Genomic DNA, 5733 nt, shown 5'->3' with positions numbered 1-5733 from the left:
TGGTGAATATCATGGCTGCTGTAGTGGCTTATTGTTTGAACCCCAATAAGCCAACTTTCCAAAATATGCTAAAAGGTTAAGTGGATTTCATCGAACTCAGGTTAAAATAGTACCGATATCGCTGACGATATCCATCAATTTATAATCTTGCAGGTATAGAGAAGTACCGACTTGATAGCAAAGAAAAAGAGCAAAGGCAAAACAGGCATATTGGAAAATGAGAGCAGCAATCCGCATAAAAATCTAAAAACAAAAATGATGGGTGTTTATAACATAAAAAAGCCAGTCTATTGACTGGCTTTTTTATTGCACAATTTTACCAATGCTCACCCGGGAACAAACGTGCATACGCTTTTTGAACCCAATTCAGTTTTTGTGGTTGACCTACCGAAGCAGAAGAGCTCGGGAACAGGTTGTAACCAATTGACATCAATTTATTGTTAATGTCTGGAGCAATAGAATAGGTAATTGAAGCCAAACGGCCTAAGTGGGTCGCAACTTTTTTCGGGCGTTTCACGATCGCATAGGCAATTAAATCGGCTGCCTGTTCCGGAGACAGGGTGGGTACGTATTTATAAATTTTGGTTGGTGCAATCATTGGGGTACGAACCAATGGCATATAAACTGAAGTAATGGCAATTTTATGCGAATGGACTTCGGCAGACAGACAGCGGCTGAATGCATCCAGTGCAGCTTTAGAAGCCACATAAGCGGAAAAACGTGTCGCATTGGCCAAGACACCAATCGAGCTGATATTGATGATATGGCCATCCCGGCGAATCATCATTTGTGGCAGAATATTCATCACTAAACGTACTGCACCAAAGTAATTCAGCTGCATGGTGCGTTCAAAATCATGGAATCGGTCGGTCGATTCATGAACTGCACGACGAATTGAGCGTCCTGCATTGTTGATCAGGATATCAATATGGTCTACGGAGGCTAAAATCTCTTTTGATACCTCATCAATAGATTCCATGTTATTTAAATCACATGGGAAAACAGATGCTTTGCCGCCCTTGGCTTCTATTTCTTGTTTGACTTGATCTAATGTTTCTTTGGTACGAGCCACCAACAGAACATGTGCACCGGCATCGGCGAGTTTATGTGCAGCGGTTAAACCAATACCACTAGATGCACCAGTAATTAAAACAACTTTGCCGTTGACTCGATTCTGAAAAAGTTTCTCTAGTTTAGAATTCACAATATTTTCCTGGTTTCAATAGAATAAAAATTTAGATTATTTTTTTAGTTGATTCTAGCGCTCAAAATTTGGGAAATTTAAGCTATTCTCGAGCCATTTATAATAGCGAATGTTGGGAAAAAATCTACAAATAAGTAATTGAATTTACAAATATAATTAGAGTAATTGCTCTATTATTGTTTTAACTGTTATTTAATTTTTACCACGAATTAAAACCAAAGCAAAGAGAAATAATCAAAAAATTATACTCAAATAAAAGTAGCCTTCTTTCGTTTAGAAAGAAGGCTAAATTGCATTCTAATCAAAAGCTTTAAACTTGTGCCAATGCCTGTTCCAAATCTGCAATTAAATCATCAATATGTTCAATACCGACAGATAAACGGACCATATCAATACTCACCCCTGCAGACTTCAGTTCTTCTTCGTTGAGCTGACGATGGGTGGTAGTGGCAGGATGGCAGGCCAGGCTTTTGGCATCGCCAATATTGACCAGACGGGTAAAGAGTTGCAGGGCATCAATAAAACGTGTTCCACCTTCACGGCCATCTTGTACACCAAAAGACAGAATTGCTGAAGGTTTACCTTTCACGTATTTTTGTGCCAGCGCATGCTGAGGATGATCTTTTAAACCAGCATAATTGACCCATTTGACTTTCGGATGCTGCTGTAAATATTCCGCGACCTTTTGTGCATTTTCAGTATGACGCTCCATACGAAGGTTCAGTGTTTCCAGACCTTGCAAGATCAGGAATACACTGAGGGGGCTAATGGCAGCACCGGTATTGCGTAGAGGGACCACACGCGCACGGGCAATATAGGCAGCCGCACCTAAGGCTTCGACATAATTAACCCCGTGATAACTTGGGTCAGGTGTATTTAATACTTTGAAACGTTCAGGATATTTGCCCCAAGGGAATTTACCGCTATCAACAATGGCACCGCCGATTGAATTGCCGTGACCACCAATATATTTGGTCAGTGAATGCACGACAATGTCAGCACCATATTCAAAAGGTTTAAGCAGGGCAGGCGTGGCAACGGTATTATCGACAATCACCGGTACACCATATTCATGGGCAATTTTAGAGATGGCTTCCAGATCGATGATATTACCGAGCGGGTTGCCGATCGATTCGACAAACACCAGTTTGGTTTTCTCGTCAATTAAACCACGCAAGGCTTCAGGGTTTTGGTAATCAAAGAATCGAACTTCAATGCCCTGTTTAGGCAAAGTATGGGCAAACAGGTTGTATGTACCGCCATATAGCGTTGAAACCGACGCAATATTGTCACCAGCTTCGGCAATGGTCTGAATGGCATAGGTAATCGCTGACATCCCTGAGGCCAGAGCCAAAGCCCCAATCCCGCCTTCCAGTGCAGCTAGACGTTGCTCTAAGACAGCGGTCGTCGGGTTCATAATCCGGGTATAGATATTACCCTGAACCTTTAAATCGAACAGATCAGCCCCATGTTGAGTATTGTCAAAGGCATAAGAAGTGGTTTGATAAATGGGTACGGCGACCGCTTTTGTGGTTGGTTCTGGGCTGTACCCTGCGTGAATCGCTAAAGTTTCATCTTTATAAGTCATGTTTACATCATCTAAGTGAGTTAATTGTTTCGGTGGGTTATGCCATCAGTCTATCACCTGTGGATATGAATAAAAGTGCGTATTCTAGAAAAGAATATCTAATTTTCTTATATCTATGGGTTTTATTCAGTCACAATTCAATAAAACTGAGTATCTGCGATTGTGTTTAAAAAACCAACACGCCATTAGTTGTAACATTCTATTGAAGATGAAGGCTATGCCTTATTTTTTTTGTACTTTCATCGTATAATGCCCGCCAAATATTTGTTCGCATACTGCTGTGGGTAGAGTGCGAATGTTGCTTTTTCTATAGAGGAGTCCTACGTGGCCCAATATATTTACACGATGAACCGTGTGTCGAAGATGGTTCCGCCTAAGCGCGAAATCTTAAAAGACATCTCTTTATCATTCTTTCCAGGCGCAAAAATTGGTGTGCTTGGTTTAAACGGTGCAGGTAAATCGACCTTGCTCCGTATTATGGCTGGCGTAGATAAAGATTTCTCAGGTGAAGCCCGTGCTCAACCGGGTATTAAAATCGGCTACCTTGAGCAAGAACCACCACTTGATCCTAACAAAGACGTTCGTGGTAACGTTGAAGATGGTTTACGTGAACCATTGGATGCTTTGGCTCGTCTGGATGAAGTATTTGCTGAATATGCAGCGGAAGATGCTGACTTCGACAAACTTGCAAAAGAGCAAGAAAAGTTAGAAGCCATCATTCACGCTTGGGATGCGCATAACCTGACCAACCAAATGGATCAAGCAGCTGCTGCGTTAAACCTTCCAGCTTGGGATGCAGATGTCACCTTGCTTTCAGGTGGTGAACGTCGTCGTGTTGCACTGTGCCGTTTATTGCTTTCTAAGCCGGACATGTTACTTCTTGATGAACCGACGAACCATTTGGATGCAGAATCTGTATCTTGGTTAGAGCGTTTCTTGAAAGATTTCCCTGGCACAATTGTTGCGATTACGCATGACCGTTACTTCTTAGATAACGTGGCGGAATGGATTCTTGAGCTTGACCGTGGACATGGTATTCCTTACCAAGGTAACTATTCTTCTTGGCTTGAGCAGAAAAATGCTCGTTTAGAGCAAGAGAACAAGCAGGAAGAATCTTTTGCCAAAGCATTGAAAAAAGAACTGGAATGGGTTCGTTCAAATGCTAAAGGTCAGCAAAAGAAAAACAAAGCGCGTATGGAGCGTTTTGAAGAACTTAACTCACGCGAATTCCAACAGCGTAATGAAACCTCTGAAATCTACATTCCACCTGGTCCACGTCTAGGTAACAAGGTTGTAGAAGTTGAAGGGATCAGTAAATCGTTTGGCGATAAATTACTGTATAAAGATTTGTCTTTCACAGTACCACCAGCTGCGATTGTAGGTATTGTTGGTCCTAACGGTGCGGGTAAAACGACGCTATTCCGTATGATGACTGGTGAACAGCAACCCGATACCGGTACGGTAACCTTGGGTGAGTCAGTTAAAGTCGCTTACGTGGGTCAGATCCGTGACACCTTGGACGATAACAAAACCGTTTGGGAAGAAGTGTCGGGTGGTCTGGATATCTTGAAGATTGGTGATTACGAAATCGCATCACGTGCGTATATCGGTCGCTTCAACTTCAAAGGTCAAGATCAGCAAAAACGTGTAGGCAGTTTATCGGGTGGTGAGCGTAACCGTTTACAACTGGCGAAAATCCTGCAAATGGGCGCAAACGTGATCCTGCTGGATGAGCCATCGAATGACTTGGATATCGAAACCTTACGTGCACTGGAAGATGCAATTCTGGTATTCCCAGGTACTGTGATGGTGGTATCGCATGACCGTTGGTTCCTCGACCGTATTGCAACGCACATCTTGTCATTTGAAAATGAAACACCAGAATTCTTCACCGGTAACTATACCGAGTTTGAAGAATATCGCCGTAAGCGCGATGGTGATGATCTGGCAACGCGTCGTCAAAAATATCGTAAAATCGGTGCTTAATTCCCGATTTTGATGTGAAAAAAACCAGCCTTCGGGCTGGTTTTTTGATTAAAATGCAATTTGCGAATAACTATACATTAAAGTCTTTATTGCTTCCGGGTGACCTTGTTTGGCGGCTTTTTCGAGCCATTCCTGAGCATGGGTATAATTTTTATCTAGACCCAATTCACCATTCAAATAACACAGGCCCAGTTTATACTGAGAATCACGATGACCTTTGAGTGCCGCACTTAAAAAGTTCCAGACTGCATTGCGTTTATCCTGAATGGCAGGATTGTTTTCTGATGTGTGTTGATAGGCATGCAGGCGTTCAAAGGTCTGATGATGTTCAAGCGCTAATTTTTCGTAATATTGCCCTTGTGCATATTCTGCCTGCACTTCGGAAAGGGCATTTTGTCTTCCTTGTCTTGTTGAGTCGAATAAAGGTAACCAAGCGTAAATGATCTGTTCTATTTTATGCAGGATCATATTCAGCTCCTTATCATCTGGATTAAATGATTTTTATCCAATATTCTTAATATATATAGGTTTTTAAGAAATTAAATCTCTTTTATTTGTAAGTTAATTTTTATTTGAAAACAATGATGTGCTTTTTATTTTAATTTTTTGTTTTTAAAGGATTTTTTTATTAAAGTTGGATTGTGGAAAAGCCATTATTGAACTTCTTTTATCAGTGCCTTTGTTCTGACGATGAGGGTAAAATCAAGAGAGATAGGACTTATGAAAGAGATCTCTTGTGTTGAGGTTTAATTTTATTGCTCATGGTATTAGGGTAAGAATGCCATACTATTACCTCATGGTCGTATGATTATTAAATTGAATCGCTATCACAAAAACCAGAAAAAATAGAGGGTGGTGTTTCAAAAAGTATGCTGACATTAAATGAAGCCATTATTGATGTAAAAAAAGGTTAAGTCGAAAGCTTTAAAATGGTTTTCAATCTTTTTTGAAAAAT

The 5733-nt window shown here is 41.0% G+C and carries 4 protein-coding genes and 1 pseudogene; 1 reads left to right on the top strand and 4 read right to left on the bottom strand.

Going from position 1 to position 5733, the window contains the following annotated elements:
• Positions 1 to 316: 316 nt before the first annotated feature.
• Positions 317 to 1204: an SDR family NAD(P)-dependent oxidoreductase gene (locus ACE01T_RS17030; RefSeq protein WP_086197226.1), complete on the bottom strand. Its 888-nt coding sequence runs from the start codon at positions 1202 to 1204 to the stop codon at positions 317 to 319.
• 310 nt (positions 1205 to 1514) lie between these two features.
• On the bottom strand, positions 1515 to 2792 hold the full coding sequence (locus tag ACE01T_RS17025) for an O-acetylhomoserine aminocarboxypropyltransferase/cysteine synthase family protein (RefSeq protein ID WP_086197225.1): 1278 nt from the start codon (positions 2790 to 2792) through the stop codon (positions 1515 to 1517).
• Positions 2793 to 3116: 324 nt separating this feature from the next.
• Here ACE01T_RS17025 and ettA point away from each other — a divergent pair, with 324 nt between their 5' ends.
• Positions 3117 to 4778, top strand: a complete 1662-nt coding sequence (ettA, locus tag ACE01T_RS17020; RefSeq protein ID WP_086197224.1) for an energy-dependent translational throttle protein EttA — start codon at positions 3117 to 3119, stop codon at positions 4776 to 4778.
• 48 nt (positions 4779 to 4826) lie between these two features.
• Here ettA and ACE01T_RS17015 read toward each other — a convergent pair whose 3' ends face one another.
• The gene (locus tag ACE01T_RS17015; protein WP_180043463.1) at positions 4827 to 5246 is read right to left on the bottom strand and encodes a tetratricopeptide repeat protein; all 420 of its coding nucleotides are present in this window, start codon (positions 5244 to 5246) and stop codon (positions 4827 to 4829) included.
• Between the two features lie 410 nt (positions 5247 to 5656).
• A pseudogene (locus tag ACE01T_RS17010) lies at positions 5657 to 5733 on the bottom strand (IS1 family transposase); the annotation flags it as partial.

Source organism: Acinetobacter uliginosus (assembly GCF_044130295.1).
Classification (GTDB): domain Bacteria; phylum Pseudomonadota; class Gammaproteobacteria; order Pseudomonadales; family Moraxellaceae; genus Acinetobacter.
The sequence above is the reverse complement of the archived record's forward strand: the minus strand, read 5'-3'. Positions and strand labels throughout refer to the sequence as shown.